The sequence below is a fragment of the Paenibacillus lentus genome (genome assembly GCF_042714055.1).
GTDB classification, from domain to species: Bacteria; Bacillota; Bacilli; order Paenibacillales; family Paenibacillaceae; genus Fontibacillus; species Fontibacillus lentus_A.
Map to the genome: position 1 here is coordinate 96943 of NZ_JBHGVC010000003.1, position 20022 is coordinate 116964.

16 protein-coding genes and 1 other annotated feature (1 of these 17 only partly in view) are annotated in these 20022 nt (G+C 48.5%); of the genes, 10 read left to right on the plus strand and 6 right to left on the minus strand.

Annotation, left to right across the window (positions count from 1 at the left end):
- Positions 1–2: 2 nt before the first annotated feature.
- The 3 genes from ACE3MQ_RS07200 to ACE3MQ_RS07210 are packed head-to-tail and all read right to left on the minus strand — an operon-like array spanning position 3 to position 2824.
- The gene (locus ACE3MQ_RS07200) at positions 3–764 is read right to left on the minus strand and encodes a sugar phosphate isomerase/epimerase family protein (protein ID WP_379391938.1); all 762 of its coding nucleotides are present in this window, start codon (positions 762–764) and stop codon (positions 3–5) included.
- A gap of 34 nt (positions 765–798) precedes the next feature.
- Positions 799–1962 (minus strand): Gfo/Idh/MocA family protein, encoded by a 1164-nt coding sequence (locus ACE3MQ_RS07205; protein ID WP_379391939.1) that lies wholly within the window; start codon positions 1960–1962, stop codon positions 799–801.
- Positions 1963–1975: 13 nt separating this feature from the next.
- Entirely contained in the window at positions 1976–2824 is an 849-nt protein-coding gene (locus tag ACE3MQ_RS07210; RefSeq protein ID WP_379391940.1) for a sugar phosphate isomerase/epimerase family protein, read from the minus strand.
- A gap of 123 nt (positions 2825–2947) precedes the next feature.
- Between ACE3MQ_RS07210 and ACE3MQ_RS07215 the strand changes: the two genes are divergently transcribed.
- The 7 genes from ACE3MQ_RS07215 to ACE3MQ_RS07245 all read left to right on the plus strand — a co-directional run bounded on the left by ACE3MQ_RS07215 (position 2948) and on the right by ACE3MQ_RS07245 (position 12322).
- Positions 2948–3799 carry a helix-turn-helix domain-containing protein gene (locus tag ACE3MQ_RS07215; protein WP_379391941.1) on the plus strand — a complete coding sequence of 284 codons (852 nt, stop codon included), beginning with the start codon at positions 2948–2950 and terminating at the stop codon, positions 3797–3799.
- Between the two features lie 234 nt (positions 3800–4033).
- On the plus strand, positions 4034–5632 hold the full coding sequence (locus ACE3MQ_RS07220) for a response regulator (protein ID WP_379391942.1): 1599 nt from the start codon (positions 4034–4036) through the stop codon (positions 5630–5632).
- Between the two features lie 11 nt (positions 5633–5643).
- Positions 5644–7404, plus strand: a complete 1761-nt coding sequence (locus ACE3MQ_RS07225; protein ID WP_379391943.1) for a cache domain-containing sensor histidine kinase — start codon at positions 5644–5646, stop codon at positions 7402–7404.
- 198 nt (positions 7405–7602) lie between these two features.
- Positions 7603–8937 carry an ABC transporter substrate-binding protein gene (locus ACE3MQ_RS07230; RefSeq protein ID WP_379391944.1) on the plus strand — a complete coding sequence of 445 codons (1335 nt, stop codon included), beginning with the start codon at positions 7603–7605 and terminating at the stop codon, positions 8935–8937.
- A gap of 80 nt (positions 8938–9017) precedes the next feature.
- A complete protein-coding gene (locus ACE3MQ_RS07235; RefSeq protein WP_379391945.1) occupies positions 9018–9917 on the plus strand; it encodes a carbohydrate ABC transporter permease in 900 nt (299 codons plus the stop codon).
- A 1-nt stretch (position 9918) separates the two neighbouring features.
- Complete coding sequence (locus tag ACE3MQ_RS07240; RefSeq protein WP_379391946.1) at positions 9919–10755, plus strand: carbohydrate ABC transporter permease; 837 nt, start codon at positions 9919–9921, stop codon at positions 10753–10755.
- Positions 10756–10867: 112 nt separating this feature from the next.
- Entirely contained in the window at positions 10868–12322 is a 1455-nt protein-coding gene (locus tag ACE3MQ_RS07245) for a glycosyl hydrolase family 28 protein (RefSeq protein WP_379391947.1), read from the plus strand.
- Positions 12323–12579: 257 nt separating this feature from the next.
- Here the strand turns inward: ACE3MQ_RS07245 and kduD are convergent, their stop codons facing one another.
- The 3 genes from kduD to kduI are packed head-to-tail and all read right to left on the minus strand — an operon-like array spanning position 12580 to position 14992.
- On the minus strand, positions 12580–13332 hold the full coding sequence (gene kduD / locus ACE3MQ_RS07250; protein ID WP_379391948.1) for a 2-dehydro-3-deoxy-D-gluconate 5-dehydrogenase KduD: 753 nt from the start codon (positions 13330–13332) through the stop codon (positions 12580–12582).
- 23 nt (positions 13333–13355) lie between these two features.
- A complete protein-coding gene (locus tag ACE3MQ_RS07255) occupies positions 13356–14126 on the minus strand; it encodes a DeoR/GlpR family DNA-binding transcription regulator (RefSeq protein WP_379391949.1) in 771 nt (256 codons plus the stop codon).
- Positions 14127–14158: 32 nt separating this feature from the next.
- Positions 14159–14992 carry a 5-dehydro-4-deoxy-D-glucuronate isomerase gene (kduI, locus tag ACE3MQ_RS07260; protein ID WP_379391950.1) on the minus strand — a complete coding sequence of 278 codons (834 nt, stop codon included), beginning with the start codon at positions 14990–14992 and terminating at the stop codon, positions 14159–14161.
- Between the two features lie 249 nt (positions 14993–15241).
- Between kduI and ACE3MQ_RS07265 the strand changes: the two genes are divergently transcribed.
- The 3 genes from ACE3MQ_RS07265 to ACE3MQ_RS07275 all read left to right on the plus strand — a co-directional run bounded on the left by ACE3MQ_RS07265 (position 15242) and on the right by ACE3MQ_RS07275 (position 19909).
- Positions 15242–16894, plus strand: a complete 1653-nt coding sequence (locus ACE3MQ_RS07265) for a hypothetical protein (RefSeq protein WP_379391951.1) — start codon at positions 15242–15244, stop codon at positions 16892–16894.
- A gap of 232 nt (positions 16895–17126) precedes the next feature.
- Entirely contained in the window at positions 17127–18734 is a 1608-nt protein-coding gene (locus ACE3MQ_RS07270; protein WP_379391952.1) for a helix-turn-helix domain-containing protein, read from the plus strand.
- Between the two features lie 176 nt (positions 18735–18910).
- Positions 18911–19909, plus strand: coding sequence for an iron-hydroxamate ABC transporter substrate-binding protein (locus tag ACE3MQ_RS07275; protein ID WP_379391953.1), 999 nt, complete (start codon positions 18911–18913; stop codon positions 19907–19909).
- A 64-nt stretch (positions 19910–19973) separates the two neighbouring features.
- Positions 19974–20022: a binding site (T-box leader), on the plus strand; it runs 195 nt beyond the window's last position.

Genomic DNA, 20022 nt, shown 5'->3' on the forward strand with positions numbered 1-20022 from the left:
TCTTAGGAGAACCCGAACTTTTGCAAATTGTTATAGCTGATTTTCAAGCTATCGAACGCGTCTGTCGGCCCGTCATCCCGTTCGATTAAATACCATTTGACTCCTGCCTCCTCGCAAGCTTGCAGAATTTCCGGCCAATGGAGATTGCCCTCCATAATTTCGGTCATGATCTGCTGCGAATCGATGATCGTCAAATCCTTCAGGTGGATGGCCTCGACTCTGTTCTCCAGCCTGCGAATCCAGGCGCTGGGGTCGCCGCCGCCTACCTGTACCCAGTAGGTGTCCAGTGTAAATAGGAAGTTCTCCGGACTTGTCTGTTCAATGAGCACATCCATGCCGAGCTTTCCGTTGTAGCTTTGAAATTCCCAATGATGGTTATGATAGCTGAACTTTAGTCCGTTTTGCGCCAATTCATCGGCGATCGCCGAGAATTTCTTGGCGAAGGCGATGTAGCCCTCGGCGCTATGATACTCGGCAGGCAATCCGCCCAGCCCCGCCAGCCCGCAGCCCAGCGTATGATGATCGCGAATGACGCCGTCCAGATCGTTGATAAATCGGTCATAAGGGATATGGGTGACCACAACTTTCAAACCATGGCCGCGGGCGATCGCCGCCAACTCATCGACAGGGATATGCCAAATCGCAGATAACTGAATCGTCGTATATCCCATTTCTTTAATTTTTCGCAGTGTCTCATCAAGCTCATTTGGCGTTCCGGCAAAATTCCGAACTGTATATAATTGCGCGCCTAGAATTTTCGTCATTTACAAATCCTCCCTTTATGCACTGGCGTCAAGACTAGTGTGTTCCCGACACGTCGACGACCTTTTGGACGACGTTCTTCTTCACCGTGGAGCTTTTAATTTTCTCCTGCAGCAGCTCATAGAAATGCTCGTGATCAAAGCGGTCAAGCTCTGCCCAGTCACCCGTCCAGGTTGAATAATGGATCGCATTTGAAATGAGCAGACCGTGAATGCCATCCTCCCCCGGTGCGAGCAGCTTTTCGCCCTGCAAAATCGCCTTTGCGAAGTTTTTAAAAATGCCGATGTGCTGTTCACCACCGTCCCCCGAGACGGGAATTTCGCAGCGCCAGCATTCCGGCTTTCGGAACGGGTCTACGTTCATCCGATTGTGCTCCCGTTCCGAAATGCGGTTCCGGTCAAACGTGATGCGATTGTTCTCGACGACGATTTTGCCCATATCCCCGGAAATCTCCAGTCGATTCGTGCCTGGCGCCTCGCCCGTTGACGTAATATAGACGCCCGTTGCTCCGTTTGGATATTCCAAATAAGCGGTCACGTCATCCTCCACCTCGATATCGTAATATTTGCCAAAGCTGCAGAAGGAGCGGATTCTCCGGGGCATGCCGAGCATCCATTGGAGCAAATCCAGGTTATGCGGGTTTTGGTTGATCAGCGTGCCGCCGCCCTCGCCTTCCCAAGTGGAGCGCCAGGAGCCGGAATCATGATAAGCCTGCGGACGGTACCAGTCCGTAATGATCCAAACGACTCGCTTAAGCTCGCCCAATTCGCCGCTATTCACGAGTTCTCTCACTTTCTGGTACACAGGATTCGTCCGCTGATTGTACATGATGCCAAAAACCTTGTCGGACTGTTTCGCGGCCGCGTTCATCTCCAGCACCTGCTTTGTGTATACGCCGGCTGGCTTCTCGATGAGCACATGCAGCCCGCAGGTGAAGGCCTCAATCGCAAGGGAAGGATGATCATAATGGGGAACGGCGATTAAGACGGCATCGATCAGACCGATTTCGTACATTTCTATCGCATGCTCGAATATGGCCACTCCCGGTAGATTATCCTGTGCCCATGCCCTGCGCTCTGGGCTAATGTCGCATACTGCGCCAAGCGTCATGCCCGGTACCTTGTGCTCCTTATGAATCTGCAAACTGTGGGACATGCCCATATTGCCGATGCCGATGATGCCGAGGCGTACATTTTCCATGGAATATCCTCCTCTAAATGTGGTTTAGAATCGCCAGCAACGATGAATGAGCTATTTTGAAGGTGTGTAACCCGCTTACGCCAAGCGTATCGGTCGTCGGAGCTTGCTCAAGCCCAGCCAAGCCTTGAAAGCTGCCCAAATGCGGCTCCAGCGACAGGAAGCCTTCATACCCGCGAGCCTTTAGGCTTCTCAGCACATCCTTGATCCGTCCGTCGCCCATTCCTGCCGGAACATTGCTTCCGTCCCCCCGAGCATCCTTAATGTGTACATACCGGATATAAGGCTCCAGCAGTTCGAAGGCTGCCGGGTATACCTCACAGCCGCATTGCACAAAGTTGGCTGGATCGAAGGCGCTGGCGAAATGCGGCGACCGGCAGGCCTCCATCAGATCAAGGCAGCGCTCGGGACTGTCACCGAAGATGTCCTTTTCATTCTCATGGAGGATCGTTAATCCGCTGCCCTCTGCGGCCTCCAGAATAGCGCCGACCCGCTCGATGACTTCGTTCCGGTATAGGGCAGGATCGCTGCCCTCCGGCATATAGAAGCTGAAAATACGCACAAATGGACTATTCAAAATATGGGCGGTTTCAAAAATCCTTTTGGCCATATCCAGATGAGGCCCAAAGTCATCCAAAATATTTATTTTGCCGATGGGAGAGCCGATGGAGGATGCTTTAACGCCGTAATGATGGAGCGTGTTTTTCACCTCTACAACTTCCTCTGCCGACAGAATGGAAATGTTCTTTCCGTTCACTCCCCTGATTTCGATAAACTCGATACCGAGCGAATTTAATCCTCGTAATTGTGTCTGAAAATCGGCATCGATTTCATCGGCAAAGCCTGAAATATAAAACTTGGCCATCCGTGGATCACCTCTTCTATGGATATTTCCTCTTGAATTTACCATTAATATTTTCAAAGTTCTTCCCGGAAATTGTTTGAAACTATGCTAATCTTGCTATATGTTTAGGGTGAGGTGATTTCGATGGCAGCAGGTCAGCAACAAAAATTTCATTATGCGGCTGCGGACAGCTCATTTTTTTATCACCATGCCAGAGATGAGCAGCCCAATCCGCTGGACTATAAGCTCCATTATGAGAAGGGCTACGAAATTTTTATGTTTATCAACGGTGCGGGCAGCTTTACGATTGAGGGCAGCAAATACGACTTGGAGCCATACTCGATCCTGATGATGAATTCAAATGAGCTTCATGTCGTTAATATCGCTGAAAATCTGCCGTATGAGCGGATCGTTTTAAGCATGGATGCCAATTTTCTGCCCCCCTTTATGGCTGGCGGCATCGATTTCTTCCGTACGATTAAATTCCGCAAGCTCGGAGAAGACAATCAGTTAAGCGCAGAGATCGTTAGAGCAAGCGGACTGCTTGAATTGTTCGGTAAACTGCGGCAGGCATTGGAGCAGAGGAGCACCGAGCATGAGATGGTTGCGAAATGCATCATTGTGCAGATTTTATCGGCAATCAATGATTTGGCTAAAGCGGATTTGCCCAGCAGCAGCAAGCTGGGGGATGACAAGGTCAGGGCTGTGCTGGAATATATTAATGCGAATTTGGAGGAGCAGCTTACGCTGGATGTGCTGTCGGAGAGATTTTTCGTCACGAAATATCATTTATGCCGTATTTTCAAGGAAACGACCGGATTTACGATCAATCAATATATCACTTATAAAAGAATTCATTTGGCCGATCAACTGATGACGCAGGGCTTTACGCCCACCCAGGCTTGCTTCATGTCCGGATTCAACGGCTATTCGAGCTTCTTTAAGGCTTATCGCAAGCTGACCGGAGGGACGCCGAGAAGCGGAAAGCCGCAATGATATACAGGTCAAACTAAAGAAACTGCACATTGGTCTTAAAAAACTGCATTCCGGCTGTGAACCATCATGTTAAAGTTGATTTAACGAAGTTCAATTACATCAAACATCTTAAACTTGTTCGTCGAAAAAGTATGCGAAATCTTCTTTGTCAGGGCGCGTCGGAATTACTCGTTGTTGTATAATTAAAGTGTGTGTTAGCAACCTCTTAGCCCGTGCAGAAGGAGGAAAATGGCAATGATGATTAGGGTGTTGTTGGCCGATGATGAACCGGTTATTTTGCGGGGATTGAAGAAGCTGATTTCATGGGAAGAGCTTGGGCTGACGATTGTTGGGGAGGCTAATGACGGAAACGAGCTGAGGCAGCTCATTCAGACATGTGATCCAGATTTAATCATTAGCGATATTAGTATGCCCGGCTGCAGCGGGATCGATATTATTCGGGAAGTCCACGAAAAGAACCTGCAGGTCAAAGTCGTATTTATTAGCGCTTATCAGGAATTTGCATATGCAAAACAGGCGATTCAATACGGGGCGCTCGAATATTTGGTAAAGCCGGTGATTAAGGCTCATTTGGAAGAGGTCGTTGCTAAAGCGGCAGCATTAATCCGTGAGGAGACAGAGGGCGAGCGCGCGAAGGAAATGCTTGATCATTATGAACGGAAGAATCGTACGGTAACGATCGAAGAGCTGTTGGATGACCTGACAGACGGTAACCGGAAGGCGGCGGCCGAGTTAATTCACTTAGGGGCTATCGCCATAAGTCGGTATACGACGGTATGCCTGCTGGAGACGGATGCGGAAATGGGCGGGGCTTCGCATTGGGAGGAACGGGAGCGCAAGCTGGTTCATTTCGCACTGAACAATATTATTAAGGAAACGATAGAAGCTGCTGGAAATGCACTTATGTTTCACAAAGAAGGGCAATTTGGCATTTTGGTTCAGCACGAAACCTCGGGGGAGCCGGTTCAGCTTGCGGAGGATTTGCATGGGAAGATTAATAACTATTTGAAGCTTAAAGTATCTATCGGAGTCGGGAACGCGGTTTCCGGCGCCGAAGAAGCAGAGCATTCGTACCGCACTGCCTTGAAAGCGCTTAGAAGAAGGTATTTCGTCGGCTTAAACCGGGTTATTGCAAACGAAGGGGCGGATTTTGAGACAACTGAATCCCCCAGCCATACCCTAAACGAGCTGCAAGCGTCGTTGGTCAAGGCTTTGACCTCTCAGCAGAGAGAGCAGATTCCCGAGATGACGCAGCAATTGCTCAGCTTGATTAAGCAGCAGGCCGGCGGCAGCAAGAACGTGGCGGTTTCGAATGTTTATAACACGATTCTGGTGCTGGAACAGGAGATGTCCCTTATCGGGGTTTCGATAGATCGAATTCATCAGGAGCATTCCTCGCTGCTTGATCGGCTATCCGGCTATTGCACATACGAAGGCGTGGAAAGGGAAGTCGAAGCCATCGTGCAGCAGATTTATGAGCAAATCGCCCATAAACTGACGAATAAGGAAGCCGTACAGCTGGGCGAGATCAAAGCGTACATCGAGGAGCATTACGCGGAGAACATTACGCTGGACTCCATGGCCGCGTTGATCTATATGAACCCCTACTATTTCAGCAGCTTTTTTAAGAAGCATACGGGGCAGAATTTCAAACAGTATTTGACGGAGGTGCGCATGAAGCATGCTGTTCGCCTGCTGCTTGAGACTGATATGATGATTTACGAAATCTCCGATTGCGTAGGATATAACAATGCCAGACATTTCAGCGACATGTTCAAGAAGATGTATGGCAAGCTGCCGCAGGAGTACAAGCAATCTGCTAAAGTCGAATAGGAGAACTGCGTATGCGCTTATGGGGTCGCAAGTTTACTAGCATATTCGTTAAATTTTCAGCGTCCTTTATTTTAGTTGGGCTTATTCCGTTGTTTGCCCTCAGTTTGTTTTCGGTGAACACATTCACCGGATATGTAGAGCGATATACGACCGGCAATTTGCAGCAGATGGTACTGTATATGAGCTACAATCTGAATTCGGCATTTAACCAATACAACGAGGTGTCCAAACTGATGTACACCGGAAGGTATGAGGGATACGTCGAGAGCTCAAGTCAAAACCAAGCTTACAATGTCAATGAATTGGAGCAAATCAACAGCATCCCGGTCGATTCTTTTCTAAAAACGGTGCTGTATAGCGATTCTTATATTAGCAGTGTTTATTTTGTCCGCGAGAGCGACGGAAAGCTCTATTACCAAGAGAAGGAGAACAAGGGACTGGCTGCGGAGCTGCTTCCATATGAAGAATGGCGCCAGCAAATGAGCGGTAATCCTTCAAAATTAGCGATATTTCCTACGCATTCCGACGACTACTTTCCGACCTCTGACCGAAAGGTATTTACGATTGGCCGTAATTTAATCGATATTTCCGGCCGCGTTACGGCCGAACCTAAAGTCGTAGGCACTTTATTCCTCGATGTAGACACGGTTATTTTCGATCAGTTCCTGAAGGAGCTGAATTTAGGGGAGAATGATGAATTATATTTGTTAGATGGAGAAGGCAATGTATATTTCAGCAATAAAGAGCTTTCTTCTGCGGATGGAAAACGGCTAGCAGCCGGGTCGGATCAAGGAATGATGGTCATGTCGGAGCCGATCCCGTTTCTTGACGGCAGCTTGACGGCCCGCATTCATCGCGAATCGCTGTTTGAGCAGCTGTTTTCCGTGCGCATGACGATCTTTATCGCGATCGCTCTGTGCTCCATAGCGCTCATTATTATGGGAACCTGGTTCTCCAGGCGGCTGTCGGCTCCGATTCTTACTCTGATGAGGCAAATGAGCAAGGTCGAGTCCGGAAACCTGAATACCCAAGTCGAAATTCAGAGCAATGACGAGTTTGGCAGGCTCAGCTATAGCTTCAATCGAATGGTCGAGCGCCTGAAGGCGTATATCGATGAGGCTTACGTGGCCCAGATCAAGCAGAAGCAGACGGAACTGAATGCACTGAAGAGCCAGATCCGTCCGCATTACCTGTATAACACGCTTGAAGTCATCCGAATGAATGCGGTAGATAAGGATCAGGATGAGGTGGCGGATATGATCCTGTCCTTGTCCAATCAATTGAAATACGTCATCGATTACGGCGAAGAGAAGGTTAGCCTTCATAGCGAGTTGGAGCATTTGAAGGATTATTTTTACATTATTTCGGTTCGGTATGATCAGCGTTTCGAGCTTCATTGCAGCATAGCGCCCGAGGTCAATTTGAATTGGCAAATCTTGAAGCTGTCTCTGCAGCCTCTCGTGGAGAATGCCATTCAGCATGGGTTGAAGCAAAAAGGCAAAGGCACGGTAGGGCTGACGGTGGAGAAACGCGACGACACGCTGGTCGTCACCGTTTATGACGATGGGATCGGGATGGAGCAGGATAAGTTGGACAGCATTTATAGGGCGTTAAATGATCCCGAAGCACCGGGGAAAAACGTCGGTTTGAAAAATGTGCACGAACGGATCAAATCGGTATTCGGCGAGCAATACGGCTTGACGATTAACAGCAGGGAGCATGTCGGCACTTCTGTGCTCCTCACTTTTCCGATTACCGAGGAGACAGCCTAGTGTTCTGGCGAACGGGAGATTAAGCGTCCCGTTCGTTTTTGTTTTCTCATCTTAAAATTGCGCATATGGCGCTTAAAAAAGTTCATTCTAATCCGAAAATGGGGATGCTATGCTGTTATCAACTGAAACGCTTACAGATGATGCGCACATCGGTCACCCGTTTCCGTCTAGAGGCAAAAAGGGGAGGTTATCTCAACTATGTTTAGAAAAACATTACTAAAACTATCCGTACTATTATTGGTGGCAACAACGATGCTGACCGCTTGCGGCGGCGGCAACAATGCAGGCGGCAATACCGCCAACACACCGGGAAATGGCTCTGCTGAGGAAGCGAAGAAAGAGGTTGCATTTACGATTGGGTATGCTTCCGGCGACCCGGCGACGAAAAAAGCGATTGCCGATACCGTCAAGAAGTTTATGGAAGTTAATCCTCATATCAAAATAAAAGATTTGAGTGAAACAACGTCATCTGCCTACCTGGATTGGTTGAAGACCAAAGATGCCGTCGGCGAATTCCCGGATCTCGTAGAAATGCGGGACACGGAAGTGTTCGCGGATGCAGGTAAAATTGTAGAACTGCCGGCAGATTTGCTTGATCTGTTCGAGGCACCGCCTGAAGTGGATGGCAAGGTGTGGAATGCTCCGATGCAGGTCAACGCGCCTCAAGGAATTATCTACAGTAAGAAGGCTTATGCGGATGCAGGGATTACGGAACTGCCAAAAACCTATGACGAGTTTATCGAGATCCAGGAAAAGCTGAAAGCGACCGGAATTTCTCCGATCGTCGTAGGCGGCAAAGACATTTTCCATATGGGCTTCTGGGTTAATAAGTTCCTCATCGATGCTGTGTACGCTGAAGATCCGGATTGGAACTCCAAGCGTACGGCGCAGCAGGCTAGCTTCACCGAGGAAAAAGTGGTTCAAGCTATGACGGATTTTAAAGATCTGTTCCAAAAGTACGTCGACAAAGGCTGGTTGAGCACCGGAGATAATCAGACAGCTTCGATCCTCGTTAGCGGCAAAGCTGCTCAGCTGTACTCTGGAACCTGGATGTTCACACAAATTGCTGAGGCCGATCCTAATTTTGAATTCGGATTTTATGCTGTTCCTGACCGCGAAGGCAAAATCAATGTAATTGGGCTGCCATCTCCAGCAGGCTGGTCCATTTCGACGGAAGCGTCCAAGGATACGGATAAGGTCGAAGCGATCAAGGAATTCATCCGTTTCTTCTTTGAGCCGGAGAATTACTCGAACTATTTGGCAAGCATTAACGCTATTCCCTCAACTAAAGCAGAAGTGACTTATGAGACAAGCGAGCAAATGCAGGTTGCGCTCGATCTGATTGCTGATCCGACTGTAAATAAATCTTTGGCGATCAACAATTGGTGGGGCGACAATTTAATACCGCCGCAATTCCGCAACTGGTACTATAAGCTGCTGCAGGAGCTTGTTGTGAAGGACGGAGACGTTGCGGACTACATGAAGCAAGCAGATACGGAATATGACAATCAAGTGAAAGCGAACGCCATGTAAAAGCAAGCATGCTGAGGAGCGGAACCTCTTCGGGGGTTCCCTCTCTTTTCATACGAGCGATTGAGGGAGGGAGAGGAACTATGGCTACACCTACCATTAAAAAAAAGAAAACGTGGCAGCCTTACGCATTGTATTTCATCCTGCCATCATTTATATTGTACACCCTCTTCGTGATTGTTCCGACGCTAGGAAGTGTATATTACAGCTTCACCTCTTGGGATGGCATCAGTTCTGATGTTCGATTCATCGGATTAGCCAACTTCGTGGAAATTTGGAACAGTCCCAGGGTTCACAATGCATTAAAAAATACGATGGTATTAACGATCAGTCTCGTTATTCTTGAAAATATCGTCGCCATTCTCTTGGCGGTTCTCGTCGATAAAGTACGTTGGCTGAGCAAAATATTCAGAAGCATATTTTATTTTCCGACCTTGCTGAGCGGCATCGTCATGGGGTTCGTATGGGCAATGATGCTCAACTACAACTTCGGTGTCTTGAATCAATTGTTGGACAAACTCGGATTGGGCGCATTTGCCGTAGATTGGCTGGGCGATCCCAAATATGCCATGCTGGCCGTCATATTGTCTACCGTATGGAAGGGCGCAGGCTATTATATGATTATTTATCTCGCAGGTTTGCAGGGAATCCCGCAAGAACTCAATGAAGCGGCAAGCATCGATGGAGCCAATGGCTGGCAGCAATTCCGTCATATCACCTTCCCGCTCTTGGCCGGATCAGTTACGGTATGTATGGTTCTAGCTATGATTAGCGCCCTGAAAATATTCGACCAAATCGCAGTCATGACCGACGGCGGTCCTGGTTTTGAGACCGAAACATTGACGTATCTCATCTATAAAGTAGGCTTCGGTGAATTGCGGCAAGGGTTCGGCACCGCACTGGCGCTGGTACTGTTCTTCATCATTTTGATCATTACCGTGTTCCAGGTGAAAGTCCTCCAGAAGAGGGAGGTTGAGATGTAATATGACACTGAAAACACGAAAAACACTCATAAATCTTAGTATATTCCTGATCACGCTGGTGATCGCCGTCATTTTCTTCTTTCCGATCTTCTTTAATATTATGTCGGCCTTTAAGAGCAACGCTGAAATTATGCGCGACGCAATCTCCTTTCCAAAGTCGTTATACTTGGACAGCTTTAAGTATTTGCTGACGGAAACGAACTATCCTTTAGCCATCGTAAACAGCTTGATTCTGACCGTCGTTTCCATCCTGTTCCAGGTGATCATTATTCCTATGGCAGGCTATGCGATCCAGCGCAGAAATACGAGATGGACAAGATTTATGTTCGTCTACTTCCTGGCCGGGATGATGATTCCGTTCCAGGCTTATATGATCCCTTTGTTCAAGGAGTTAAAAATGCTCGGACTGTACGGCAGCCTGGCAGGTCCGATCATGATTTATATCGCCGGAGCGGTCGGCTTCGGCAGCCTGCTGTACTCCAGCTTCGTCAAAGGCATTCCGCTCGAAATCGAAGAAGCGGCTGAAATCGACGGCTGCTCTAAAGTAAGAACGTTCTGGATGATCGTCTTTCCGCTTCTGGGACCCGTCACGGCGAGTATGGTCGTGCTGAACGGACTCGGAATATGGAATGACTTCCTCATGCCGATGCTGGTGCTTCCGTCCGGCCAGCCGAAGACGATGGTTGTGGAAATCTACCGTTATATCGGTGAATTTTCCTCCCGCTGGGATATGATTTTTGCGGGGACGACGATGTCGGTTGTGCCGGTGCTTATTGCCTTTATTTTTCTGCAGAAGTATTTCGTTAAAGGCATCGCCGCAGGGGCAACGAAAGGGTAAAGATGACAAGCATAGGATCATCGCTTACACATACAGCCGGGGTTTTTCTACTCTGGCTGTATTTTCTTAAGTATGTAAATAACCATTGATTATGGATTGCTGGAGGATGCAGATGAACAAAACCGTCATATATTCAGCACCCGAAGGAGCTGTTGGTTCGAAGGATTATCGCGTTCGCGTGCGGGCCAAGGATGGAGACTGGCAGGAGCTGTTTCTTTACGAGGTAAAAGTGGACATGCATCACGTTCGCCTGGCATCGATGGCTTATTTTGACCGCGAAGGCATCGTCGAAGTCGAAATCGAATGCTTGTTTGCCAAAATCAATTCCGTGGTCATCCGTCCGCTCTCTGCGCAAATAAAGGCAGATCACGAGGGCGGAATTCTCCGTTTTGTGATCGATCGGCCCGTGAAATTATCGGTGGAAATCAATGGCGAGCGCTTCCGCAACCTGCATCTTTTTGCTGGAGAACCGGAACAGGATGCTCCCCAGCCGGACGATCCCGGTGTAGTCGTATTAGAGCGGCCAGGAAAAACGGCCATTCACCGTGCCGCAGATATTTTGAGATTGCTTAAGACGCCGCTAGACAGCTCGGGACAGGAGCCGGACACCCTATATTTTGCCCCGGGGCTCCATTATATCGAAGAGACGATACTGCGAATTCCGTCCGGGAAAACAGTGTATATTGCAGGCGGTGCCGTTGTGGTGGGCTCATTGGTTTGCGAACATGTACAGGATGTAACCATTAAAGGAAGAGGCGTGCTATATTTATCCGAGTTTCATAGATATTCTGCTTTCCGCGGCATCCGCATCGGGTTCTCGCGCAATATCGAGGTTGAGGGGTTAATTCTCATAGACCCTCCTCACTACAGTATTTATATCGGGAAGTCGAGCCATATCCGGATCCGAAATTTTAAATCATTCAGCACAAGAGGCTGGTCGGATGGCATCGACATGATGGCCAGTTCGGATATTGAGATTGATGATGTGTTCCTTCGTACCTCGGATGACTGTATTGCCATTTACGGAACCCGCTGGGACTATCGTGGAAGCACAAGCCGTGTAAAGATCCGCAATTCGGTATTATGGGCCGATGTCGCGCATCCGTTAATGATTGGCACGCATGGCGATTACGATAGGGATGGGGATACGATCGAAGATATCGTGTTCGAAAATTTGGATATCCTTGAACACCACGAGCCTCAAGAGAACTATTGGGGAGCGATGGCGATCAATGCGGGCGATAAGAATATTGTCCGCAACGTTCTATATGATGATATTCGCGTGGAGCCTTTTGAATTGGGACAATTGATCGATATTCGCGTGGTGCATAATCCCGATTATAACCCTGCGCCGGGCACAGGCATTGAGAATATTACATTTCGAAATGTCAGCTATACAGGGGATAACGCCAAGCCGAACCGGATTTACGGATTCGATCAAGACAGAGTTGTCGATGGAGTGACATTCATTCGGTTAAAAATAAAAGGGCAGACGATACTTCATGCGGAAGAGGGGCATTTTCATATTAATGAGCATGCTCGCAACATTAAGTTTTTAGACGAATAACGATCTATATAAAGAGAGACATAAAGACTTGGATAAACCGTCTTTATGTCTCTTTTTATATATATTCTGTTACAGCTCTCTCACCGCCAACAGCTCCCACGGTGCATTTGCAGCTGCAGACCGCAGCAAAACCAAATTCACATGGAGCAAGAACAATAAGAAAAAGAGCTTACCTTGCTACCGCCGCTAATTGGACGATAGAAAGGTTAAGCTCTTGAATTTATCCTGGATATAAGCAATAAAGGTTTGTAAATTTATTATCTTGCCATCCAGCCGCCGTCAACGCAAAGGACGTGGCCGTTCAAGTAATCCGATGCCGAGGAGGCCAGGAAGACGGCTGGGCCCTTCAGGTCTTCAGGAGTGCCCCAGCGACCGGCAGGAATTCGATCCGTGATTGAAGCGAAGCGATTCTCGTCTGCACGAATTTGCGCCGTGTTATCCGTCGCCATGTAGCCTGGAGCAATGCCGTTGATTTGCAGCCCGCTGTTTGCCCATTCATTGGCGAATGCTTTAGTTAGCCCGGCTACACCGTGTTTACTTGCTGTATAGCCTGGTACGTTGATTCCGCCTTGGTAGGAGAGCATCGAGCAAATATTAATGATTTTTCCGCTGCCTCTTTCCAGCATATGGCGACCCGTGATTTGGGATAGCAGGAATACGGTGTTCAGGTTCAGGTCAATCACATCGAACCAATCCTTCTCGCTGTGGTCTTTGGCTGGCGTCCGGCGAATAATGCCGGCATTGTTCACGAGAATGTCAATGTGGCCGGTAAGCTTAAGCGCTTCGTCGAAGGTGGCCTGCAATTTGCTGTGATCGCTCAAGTCGACTTCGATGGCCGAAGCTTTTCTGCCCAAGCTCTCGATTTGCTTTACGGTTTCATGGCTAGAGCTGACGGAGACGCAGACCACATCTGCGCCTGCCTCGGCAAAGCCGATGGCGATGCCTTGTCCCAATCCGCCGGTAGTTCCAGTTACTAGAGCCGTTTTACCTGTTAAATCGAACAATTTCATGGGTTGGACTCTCCTTTTATCATTTAGAAATTCTGATTTTTGCCGCACTCAATCGTTACTCCTGCGTTACTGTACTGTTGTGCAATCTCGGCTGGGAGTCCACTGTCGGTAATAATGCAGGTCAGCTCGCTTAGGGAAGCAAACGTTCGCAGTGCGGTTTGCCCGAATTTATGATGGTTAATGACGGCGATGACTTCACGGGCCGTCTCAATCAAGGCCCGTTTGAAGTCAATGAGATCCCCCGTATAAATCGATAAACCATGCTCGGGATGGATGCCTGTCGCCGAAATAAAAGCTTTCTGAATGTTAAGCTGCCGGATATATGAATTAGCTTCCGGCCCGGCCAGCATATTACGAACCCGATAGCCGCCGGGAACGACGAGACGTATGTTGTCCTTTACGGCCAGTTCGCTGATGATATACACATCATTAGTAATGACGGTCAAAGGTTCGTTGCTTAGGCGGCGTGCAATCTCCAGCGTTGTGCTCCCGCCGTCCAGTGCAATGATGTCGTTGGGCTCGATATGCAGCAGGGCTCGGCTTGCAATGTCGGCCTTCTCGTCCGCGTGCTTCGTTAAAGGCTCCTTGGACGGAAGGATTCCGAATTGATCGCTTTGCGCCAGTATGGCACCACCGTGAACGCGAACGATTAATCCCTGCTCCTCAAGCCGGGTCAAATCCTCGCGAATCGTTTTGCCGGTAACGCCCAGCTTGTCGCTTAGCTCCGCCACCGTAACCTCTTTGTTCGTCAGCAGAACCTCCATGATTCTTTCATGCCGTCTAATTGGACTCATACATCTCAACTCTTCCGTAAATATTTATCTCTCTATCTTAAATCCTTCATGTCTACGGCGTCCATATCACTATAAATTTTGTTATCGCCGGCCATGCCCCAGATGAATGTATAATTGCTTGTTCCAACGCCGCTATGAATCGACCAGCTTGGGGAGATAACGGCTTGTTCGTTTCTCATGACGATATGACGGGTTTCCGTCGGCTCGCCCATGAGATGGAAAACAACCGCATCTTCAGGAAGATCGAAGTACATATAAGCTTCCATCCGGCGTGGATGAACGTGCGCTGGCATGGTATTCCACATATTGCCTGTTTTAAGCTGTGTCATACCCATAACCAGTTGGGAGCTCTGAATGCCGTCCGCATGGATGAAACGATGGATCGTCCGGTCGTTGGAGTTTTGAATCGAGCCAAGTGCGCTGGAATCAGCCTCTCCGAGTGTCGTCTTCGCTGTTGGAAATTCTTTGTGAGCTGGCGCTGAATTCAGATAGAATTTAGCAGGCTTGGCAGCGTCCTTGCTGCGGAAAACAACCTCTTTCGAGCCCATGCCTACGTACAGGCAGTCTTTCGTGTTCAGGTCATACTCTGTGCCGTCGACGATGATCGCTCCTGGTCCGCCTACGTTGATCACGCCAAGCTCGCGGCGCTCCAGGAAGAAGGATACGCCAAGCTCCTTCAGATCGGTCTCCAGCTTGACATCTTGCTTCACGGGTGCAGCACCGCCGATAATCAGGCGATCCTCGTGAGTCAGAACAAGTTCTAATTTGTCGTGCGTAAATAATGTTGGAATATGAAATTCCTGACGAAGTCGATCCGTGTCGAACTGTTTTACTTCATTTGGGTGAGATGCATAACGTCTTTCCATTTTAAAAAAAGCCTCCTCTTTTCGTTCGTTTTGGTTTAAAATGTTCATATGAGTTCATATTAATCCGTTTGCGTTTATTTTGCAAGTGGTTTAATTTATTAGTCAGAGGAAAGGAAGAGAACACGCCAAGACCTTTAAAATCTGCTAGAAAGCCTTTAAAAAGCTGCTTTTAGCGTCCGGTCGGCATGTTATGATGAGAGGATTAAGACGAGCATACTAGATAAACTAGCGATCGGGAGGAAGTCACTTATGAATCCGTATCAGAGAAGAATGAACGAAATCGTACGAAGCATAGCGGAAAAAGCATGGAACGAGCCATTGCTTGACAGTGGTTTATGGTTTCATGGCGATATTCGAGATAACTACTATTACGCATCTTACTTGTTCGCGGCTGCCGTTAGTACTGTAGAGGCGCCATGGTTTGATCGCTTGGAGGCCAAGCAGCTGGCCGAAAAAGTGCTGTACCGGGTGCTCCAATTGCAGGAGACGAACCCGGATAGCCCGATGTACGGGCATTGGCCGCTCAATCTGCATCCGGTTCCCGAGCAAGCCACGCCCCATGAGCTGCCCGTAGAGCTAATGGGAAGCCTGATGGCTTATTTCTATCATAACTACGCACAGCATATGAGCAGCGAGTTAGCCGAGAGCTTTGAGACGGCATTAAGAAATGTATATAAGGGTAATTTCTACCGCAAGCCGCTTGAGCATTACGGCCACCACGAAGCGAAATTTACGGCGGCAAAGCTGATTTTCGGCCAAAGGTATGAAGATCAGGCCTTGATCGAAGACGGGAGAGATAGTCTGCGGCGTACGCTTGAGGTTCTCCGCAAGGAGGGGATGGCGGAGTACGGAACACTCCCGTGGTTCTGGCACTGGGTTCAGGCGTTCACCTGCGCCTTCGAGCTGGCGGAGGATGAAGGGCTTAAGGCCGAGCTGGCAGAAATGGTGGATCATTTATGGAGCTTGAGGGCGAGCCTTTATTTAAAAGGCGCCTGGGTTGGCGCCCATTCCCGCGGCTGGCCGCATGACGCGCCAAAGGATGCGAACGTTCTGCATGATTATGTGCAGTTCGGTGATTTTGAGCTGCCGGAAGAAATGCCGCGAACGGAATACGCTGGGCTTCTGTTCCGTGCAGCCCCAGAGAGCGCCCGGCGCATGGCATTAAATAGAAAGCTGCCGTCCGAGGTGTGCAGCTCTATCCTTAAAACGGTCGAGGGTGAGAGACGCGTGCTGCACTCCTATGCTTATATCACCGAGCAGTTCGCGGCAGGTGGATTATGGGAGAGAGTCAAGGAGTTTGATAACGAGCAGCTGCGCTGGCTGTTCAGTCTGCCGGTGCGCCTTGGCGGGTTAGGCAATCAGCTGTATTTTTTCCACCCGGGAGAAGGATATGCCGAAGCTGGCAACGACCCTCGCCATCAGAGCGAATGGACGGAGGTGCTTTATCATCAAAACGTAGTCATGGCACTATACCCGCTGCCTGATGCGGTTCGGGATGAGGTGATCGGCGTTATTCCCGAGGGGGAGTGGCTGCAGGAGGCGGAAGCATTGTACGGTAAAGTAGAAGAAGCTTATTTTGCGGTACACTTGTCCGGGCCTTATGAAATACGTCAGCAGGATGGTTATCGCCTTGTAGTGTGCCGCGGACGCCGGACCGGCGTTGTAGTTGAAGCGGTTGGGGCTGCAGCGGCAAACGAGCGCGGCATCTTTGACCTGGAGCAATTTGCCAAGGAAATGTCTGCTTTCAAGCCTCTTTTTCATAGAGAGGGGAAATTGGAGATCGATTATAAAGGATTTCTAAGTGGTAGTACATTAAGCTTGCGGGTAAATGAAGCTGGAGCACGAGGAACTTTATCACTGCTTAACGGGCATGACATCTCGTTTGACCGCTACACATTTTAATAAAATATAACGGTTCTATTACTAACTAATAATATCCCCTTTCGAGTAGAGCGTGTGCAAGAGCGTACAACGAAACTTGGAAGGGGATTTTTTATATTTTAACTTAGCTACCACAGCTTCAAATCGTCAAAGATAAACGATTGAGATATTAATAATAATTCTCAGTTAAGATATAATTAATTGATAACCATTCTCAATACGCTTCAAGAACAGGGAAGGAGCACTGACGGCGATGTTCAAGTTTTATACCGCTTGTGTATGGAAGTGGGGGCAGGATATAAAGCCCGTTACTGTTAAAGCGGAAAGTGCTTTACTACTGTACACGGAAGGCAGAGCGTTTGTAGATTTTCAGCGCAAGCGTAAAATATTGAAAAGCAAGCTGCTGTTGTATGTCCAGCCGGAGGCTACTGTAACCATCATGCCCGTTGATGATAAAGAGCTTGAGGTTACCGGTCTATTTTTTCATGCTTATGCTCTTGAGGAGGAAGATGCCGACAGACTGGTTTATCGGCTTGACTACAGCATGTTGCCTAATAATGGTTTTGTGCTTAAGCCAATTATGCAGCGCACTCCGGCGCTTGTCAGGGAATTAGTCCGGCAAAGCGGGGAAGCTGCTCCCGATAATTATATATGCGATCGTGCTCTTAATGAGATCGTTCACCAAATATCGCTGCATATGAGCAGGTCAAGTTTGGCCAGAACAACAGCAGAGCAGGCTGTGGCAGAAACGATTCGAAGTATGCTGGCTCATTGTGAACGGAATTGGACAAGAGAGGAGGCGGCCCGCAGCAAGCAATTCAATGTAAGCCATTTCTCGCGATTGTTTCAAACGGTGAGCAGCTACAACTTTTCCGAAATGTTAAGCAAGATTCGGCTGAATCGGGCGCGTATTTTACTACTGTCGACAAATATGACGTTGGATCATATCGCTCATCGTACAGGCTTTATGAATGGCCTTTATTTGAGTCGAAGGTTCAAGAAGGAATGCGGCATGTCGCCTACAGCTTATCGCGGCAGGATGCAAAACAAGACGTTGCGTATCGCCACGATGCAGCAAGCCGGAGATTTGCTTGCGCTGGGTATTGTGCCTGTGGCTGTTTCATTTGCGCCGTGGCATACTGCGCCTTTGCTGCAAAAGCAATTGCTGGAAGCCGGAGCTGCCAGCATATACGAACTGGAGGATACGGAGCTGCTGAGGGAGCTTGCCCCGGATCTGATTTTGCTTCCGGACTACGTGCTAACGCAAAATGCGAGCCGCTTGCGGCAGCTTGAGAAAATTGCTCCGGTGCTGTTCTTCCCCGTGTATGAAGACGATACGTTTATGCGGCTGGGGCTTCTGGCCGACATTTTTGGGAGGAGAGCCGAGGCAAAGCGTTGGCTTGAAACCTATCAAGCTAACGCTTTGCTATGGAAGGGGCGTCTGTCTGCGATTATCCCTCCAGATGAGACGGCTGCTGTTTATGAAATCAGAGGCGAGCGTCAGATTATTATTTTTTTGAAGGGCTGCCGGAGCAGCTACAATTTTTATCAAACGCTTCAGCTGCAGCCGCCTCCGTTGATTCGGCAGAAAATGAAAGGGCATGTTAGTCACTTTACGATATCAGTTGAAGAGCTGCCCCGTTTTGCGGCTGATCATATGTTTGTAATCAGCGACACTGGGCATAATCCGCAGCAGTTGTATCAGGTGCTGGCTGAGCATCGGATATGGTCTGCTCTTCCTGCACTGCAGGGAAATCGGGTATATTCGCTGTCCCTGCAGCATTTTTGGTCTGATGACGCCGCTGCATTGGAGGTTCAGCTGCCGATGATCGTGGAAGCCGCCGAGCAAGTCCAGAGATAGGAGAGCAAGCGCGCAAGCTACTCAGTAGCAGTTGGCGTGCTGTTCCCAATAGCATGCAACATTAGTGCATATAAAGATTACGAGATTATGAAATGGAGACTGCTTTAATTGCCAGTTATAATAGGTTGGGTCGTTAATAATGATAATCATTATCAATTAAAGGGAGTGGTTATACTGTGGTTCGATTTTTAAGCAGCCAACGATTGGTGCTGGTTTGTCTGGCAATGCTGTGGCTGTTGGGCGGGTGCGGCTCGGCATCCTCAGGATCTCCAGCGTCCGCTGCGAAGCAGGGAGAGCAGCCGCCGTCAGCTGAGAGCGTGCCGCAAAGCAATGAAGCTGGCGATTCTTCTGCAACCCGAATTTTCTCTACCGTCAAGGGAGATATCGAAATTCCCGCCAATCCGCAGAGAATTGTAACGCAGGGCTTCTTGCCTTATTTCCTTGTGTTTGATGTTAAACCTGTAGGCGCGCCAAGCTGGGAACTGAAATATCCGCACCTAGCAGGAAAAACCGATGGGATCGAAGATATTGGCGTAATTGAGGCTTCCTCGCTGGAAAAAATATTGGCGCTGCAACCGGATCTTATTGTGACGGTTGCTGAGGAAATGTACGATCAATTAAGCAAAATTGCGCCTACTGTTGTTATTCCTTACGATACAATTGGCGATGCGCATAAGGATCTGCGCCTATTCGGGGAACTGCTTGGCAAACAGGAGGAAGCGGAGCAATGGCTTGCGGATTTTGACAAAAAGGTGGCTGACAGCAAGGAAAAAATCAATAAAATTGTGGATCCTGACGACACCTTCACCATTGTTAGCGCATTTAACAAAACCTACTATATTTATGGCGACGGAATATATCGTGGCGGTCAGGCCATATACAAATATTTGGAGCTTAAGCCGCCAGCCATTGTGAAGGAGCAACTCCTGAATACGGGCAAAGACCTGCTGGAAATATCGTTTGAGGTGATCCCTGAATATGCGGGCAATCATATTTTCCTGGATATATCCAATGGAGCGGAGTTTGACGATTCAACGAGTGTGTGGCAATCGATTGATGCAGTTAAAAATAATCGGGTGTACAAGCTGAATGTCGATATATTTTGGCCGTATGATCCGCTTGCTATTTACATGCAGCTGGACGAACTGTTAATGATGCTGGGCGCAGAAGCTTAGAAGCCGTTGACTTTATTGGCTGAGGTTATATATAATTGACGGTAGTGTATTTAATGTTGAATATGTTAAGACAATGATAAGGAATTAGTATTTCCGAATAAGCCATTTAGAGA

What these genes read in the sequence shown, in the direction of transcription:
- ACE3MQ_RS07200 (WP_379391938.1), bottom strand. Translation starts at nt 764, where the DNA reads ATGACGAAAATTCTAGGCGCGCAATTATATACAGTTCGGAATTTTGCC.
- ACE3MQ_RS07205 (WP_379391939.1), bottom strand. Translation starts at nt 1,962, where the DNA reads ATGGAAAATGTACGCCTCGGCATCATCGGCATCGGCAATATGGGCATG.
- ACE3MQ_RS07210 (WP_379391940.1), bottom strand. Translation starts at nt 2,824, where the DNA reads ATGGCCAAGTTTTATATTTCAGGCTTTGCCGATGAAATCGATGCCGAT.
- ACE3MQ_RS07215 (WP_379391941.1), top strand. Translation starts at nt 2,948, where the DNA reads ATGGCAGCAGGTCAGCAACAAAAATTTCATTATGCGGCTGCGGACAGC.
- ACE3MQ_RS07220 (WP_379391942.1), top strand. Translation starts at nt 4,034, where the DNA reads ATGATGATTAGGGTGTTGTTGGCCGATGATGAACCGGTTATTTTGCGG.
- ACE3MQ_RS07225 (WP_379391943.1), top strand. Translation starts at nt 5,644, where the DNA reads ATGCGCTTATGGGGTCGCAAGTTTACTAGCATATTCGTTAAATTTTCA.
- ACE3MQ_RS07230 (WP_379391944.1), top strand. Translation starts at nt 7,603, where the DNA reads ATGTTTAGAAAAACATTACTAAAACTATCCGTACTATTATTGGTGGCA.
- ACE3MQ_RS07235 (WP_379391945.1), top strand. Translation starts at nt 9,018, where the DNA reads ATGGCTACACCTACCATTAAAAAAAAGAAAACGTGGCAGCCTTACGCA.
- ACE3MQ_RS07240 (WP_379391946.1), top strand. Translation starts at nt 9,919, where the DNA reads ATGACACTGAAAACACGAAAAACACTCATAAATCTTAGTATATTCCTG.
- ACE3MQ_RS07245 (WP_379391947.1), top strand. Translation starts at nt 10,868, where the DNA reads ATGAACAAAACCGTCATATATTCAGCACCCGAAGGAGCTGTTGGTTCG.
- kduD (WP_379391948.1), bottom strand. Translation starts at nt 13,332, where the DNA reads ATGAAATTGTTCGATTTAACAGGTAAAACGGCTCTAGTAACTGGAACT.
- ACE3MQ_RS07255 (WP_379391949.1), bottom strand. Translation starts at nt 14,126, where the DNA reads ATGAGTCCAATTAGACGGCATGAAAGAATCATGGAGGTTCTGCTGACG.
- kduI (WP_379391950.1), bottom strand. Translation starts at nt 14,992, where the DNA reads ATGGAAAGACGTTATGCATCTCACCCAAATGAAGTAAAACAGTTCGAC.
- ACE3MQ_RS07265 (WP_379391951.1), top strand. Translation starts at nt 15,242, where the DNA reads ATGAATCCGTATCAGAGAAGAATGAACGAAATCGTACGAAGCATAGCG.
- ACE3MQ_RS07270 (WP_379391952.1), top strand. Translation starts at nt 17,127, where the DNA reads ATGTTCAAGTTTTATACCGCTTGTGTATGGAAGTGGGGGCAGGATATA.